At 61.3% G+C, this 3,304-nt stretch carries 3 protein-coding genes; all 3 read left to right on the top strand.

All coding sequences use genetic code 11. From position 1 onward, the window contains the following. The first annotated feature begins 266 nt into the window (after nt 1–266). The 3 genes from MRBLMD1_RS21960 to MRBLMD1_RS21950 all read left to right on the top strand — a co-directional run bounded on the left by MRBLMD1_RS21960 (nt 267) and on the right by MRBLMD1_RS21950 (nt 3,260). Complete coding sequence (locus MRBLMD1_RS21960) at nt 267–1,373, top strand: tyrosine-type recombinase/integrase (RefSeq protein ID WP_364403746.1); 1,107 nt, start codon at nt 267–269, stop codon at nt 1,371–1,373. After that, the gene (locus MRBLMD1_RS21955; RefSeq protein WP_364403743.1) at nt 1,373–1,714 is read left to right on the top strand and encodes a helix-turn-helix domain-containing protein; all 342 of its coding nucleotides are present in this window, start codon (nt 1,373–1,375) and stop codon (nt 1,712–1,714) included. Before MRBLMD1_RS21960 ends, MRBLMD1_RS21955 begins: the two co-directional genes overlap by 1 nt. Nucleotides 1,715–2,102: 388 nt before the next feature. Then, entirely contained in the window at nt 2,103–3,260 is a 1,158-nt protein-coding gene (locus tag MRBLMD1_RS21950) for a hypothetical protein (RefSeq protein WP_364403740.1), read from the top strand. Nucleotides 3,261–3,304: the final 44 nt, after the last annotated feature.

Genomic DNA, 3,304 nt, shown 5'->3' with positions numbered 1-3,304 from the left:
TTATGTCAAGTAGTAATGACTCTAAGTGCGAATCGTGCACATCGTGAGCTTTCGGGGAACGCATTGACGCTCTCCCCTAATCGGTACCTGACCTGCAGATTCATTTTGAAGTTAGGACGCCTGGTAACAGCGCGAGTGAGTTCCGTGGAACGCCCGGCTGACACGCAGTAAGTGGCCTGTGAGCAGCCTTTTTGCCGGTGGCGATTGCGGTTCTCGCAATCTGCGTGCGAAGATCGCAAAGGGCTGCGATGAGGCAAGGACTGACCATGGCGCAGGATGATGAGAATGTTCTGTTTGTTCCGTTCGGCGGCGAAGCGCCGGATCCGGAGTCGTTCCTGACGCTTGTCCTGGATGGCTGGGAGCGCCAGCAGCGCGCGAAGGATTTCTCGCCGTCGACCATCCGCACCCGGCGGCATGTCGTGCTGAGCCTCGTGGACTTTTCCGGCCGGTATCCATGGCAGTGGACGTTGGGCGACGCGGACGATTTTTTCTCTCATGCGCGTGCTGTGCGAAATCTGTCCCATGGCACTGTCCGCTCCTATCAGGGTGCGGTGAAGTTGTTTTGCGACTATGCCTGCAGCCCGCACTATGACTGGTGTGAGCAAAGCGCGAAGCTCTTCGGCCAGGTCTTTGCCCAGGTGGTAACCGAGCTGAACCGGGTGACGCATGCGCAGCCGACGGAAGCCCGTCCGGCCAAGCGGCCGTTTAGCCAGCGCGAGCTGCAGGAGCTGTTTGATCTGGCCGACCTTGAGGTCGTGCGGATCCTGGACTCCGGCCGCAAGGGTGCACTGGCTGCCTGGCGTGATGCGATTGCGTTCAAGACAGCTTATGGATGGGGATTGCGCTCGGACGAACTGCGCCACTTGCAGGTGGCGGACTTTTCGCGGAACGGCAAGGCTCCGTTTCTTGGAGACCATGGCGTACTCCGGGTGCGTTGGGGCAAGCCGCACCGCGGCTCCGCGAAGAAGGTCCGTTCCGTCCTGACGGTTTGGGAGTGGTCCGCGGAAATGGTTGCCGATTGGATCAGGAACGGACTCCCCCGCTATGGGCATCCCGTCACAGACCTCTTCCCAACCAGCGCGGGAAAAATTGTTGGCGAATCACACCTGATCGGCCGGCTCCATGACCTTGTAGACGAGCTGGGGTTCCCGCCGGGACTGGACCTGCACTCTTTCCGCCGTTCGTATGCCACGCACCTGGTTACCGGTGAGGGTTTCGATGTGGCTTTCGTTCAGCTGCAGCTCGGCCACGAGCACGCGGCCACGACCTCGATCTACACCCTGCCCTCCCCCGACTACCAACGTCTCGCACTTGAGCGGGTGCATGAACGAATCATCAACGCGGCCCTGGAACTGCGCGAGAGGAAACACTGATGAGCAGACGAGAGATCGACTACACCTGGCGGGTCCGCGAGATCATGGCACGCCGCGGGGTCCATACGGCCAAGGAACTCTCCGCCCTCCTGCACGATCGCGGCATCACCCTGACCGCCAACGCCATCTGGCGGATCGTGACCCAGGAACCCGAACGGATCTCCTTCAAAGTCCTCGTCGCACTCTGCGACGCCTTGGACGTAACTCCGAACGACCTCATCACCTACACGGCCACCGACACCAAAACCATCCGACACCACCGCAAAACAGCGACTGGAGATGTCCCGGACATGCGCAACTACCGCCCCGTCCGCGCCCGGATCGTCGAGGACGATGACTAGCCGAGGGCGTCCAGCCACGGGCGGCAACGGCTCCGCACGCCCGCCAACACTCACCGATCTGCCCACCCCCAAAAAACGCGGCCGACCACGCTCAAGCGGAGACTACACCTGCGGCCGGTGCCACCAGCAAGTCGCCAAGATCCGGGTGCACTGGCCCGACGGCCCAGTCTGCGGAGCCTGCTTCACAGAGGCCACCCACAGCCGCGGGAAGTGCCCCAACTGCGGAGAGACCCGCATGCTCCCCGGCCGCTCGCCAGACCAAGAACCCATCTGCCGCGACTGCGCTGACATCACTACCGCCTTGACCTGCACACGATGCAAACGCGAATCCGAACGGTTCCGGAGCGGTCTCTGCATCCGCTGCACCCTCACAGACGACCTCACGGCAGTGCTCAAACCCGGTGATGATTTCCGTCTGCGCCGGCTGATCAGCCTCCTCACCGAAACCGTCAGGCCCGAGAGCATCTACACCTACATGCGCCGCGGCACCAAGGCCCGGGAACTACTCGAAGCAATCGGGGACCGAACACTCCCGCTCACTCACGAGGCCTTCGATGCCCTTCCCCGGTCCACTGCCGCCGAACATCTGCGCGCCCTGCTGGTCCACCACCGCATGATGCCAGGGCGCGGCAATGAAAATCTCACCCGCTTCGAACATTGGCTGGCCACAAGGATCAGCAACCTCCCCGACGACGGCACGAGCCAGGTGATCGAACGCTACGCGGCATGGCACCACCTCAAACGCATCCGGAACAAAGCAACAGACACGGTCGTGAATCTCGAGACCGTTACCCACGCAGCGAAACAGGACATCACCGAAGCAGGCAAGCTCCTCATCTGGCTCCGTGACTCTCACGGCATCGCAGCAGGGGAACTAAGACAAGCCCACATCGACGAATATCTCAGTACTGGGCCCAGCACCCGCAAGCACATCCGTAATTTTGTCCGGTGGCTCAACCGCGACAGCACACGACGAGGGCACCTCGACGCGCCGTTCCGTCCCGCTCAATCCACGCCAATGATCACTCAGGCCGAACGTATTGAACTAGTGCGCAACTGTCTGGAACACGGCCACGTCATAAGGTCCACCCGCGTCGCTGGGTTGATTTTGCTGCTCTGGGCACATCCACTGAACAAGATCGTCATGCTCCGCCACGAACACATCAGCATCACTCCCGAGGGCATGCTTCTCAAGCTTGGGACCACGCCGGCCACTATCCCCGCAGCAATAACCGAGATGTTCTGGAGCCAGCGTGAGGGACCTGAGAACCAGAACACGACGAACTCAAATACCTCGTGGCTTTTCCCCGGCACCCGCGCGGGCCAGCACCTTCACCCGGCGACCCTTTCCGAGCGGCTCAAAGTCCTTGGAATCGACGCACAACGGGCCCGAAACGCCACACTTCGCGACCTCACCCAGGAAGTCGACGCCCGAACACTCATTGATCTACTCGACTACAGCCCCGCGGTCATCACACAGCACGCAGCCCGCGCAGCCACCCGAATGTCTGACTACATCGTCTTCAAGAAGAATCAGCGTCCCTAACGCCCGCGCATGGCAAGAAAACGGATAACGTACTTCGCCATCAA

The sequence above is a fragment of the Pseudarthrobacter sp. LMD1-1-1.1 genome (assembly GCF_040676255.1).
Lineage (GTDB): Bacteria > Actinomycetota > Actinomycetes > Actinomycetales > Micrococcaceae > Arthrobacter.
This window is presented reverse-complemented; position numbering and strand designations above follow the sequence as displayed.

Coding starts and splice junctions, on each gene's coding strand:
- MRBLMD1_RS21960 (WP_364403746.1), top strand. CDS start 267: ATGGCGCAGGATGATGAGAATGTTCTGTTTGTTCCGTTCGGCGGCGAA.
- MRBLMD1_RS21955 (WP_364403743.1), top strand. CDS start 1,373: ATGAGCAGACGAGAGATCGACTACACCTGGCGGGTCCGCGAGATCATG.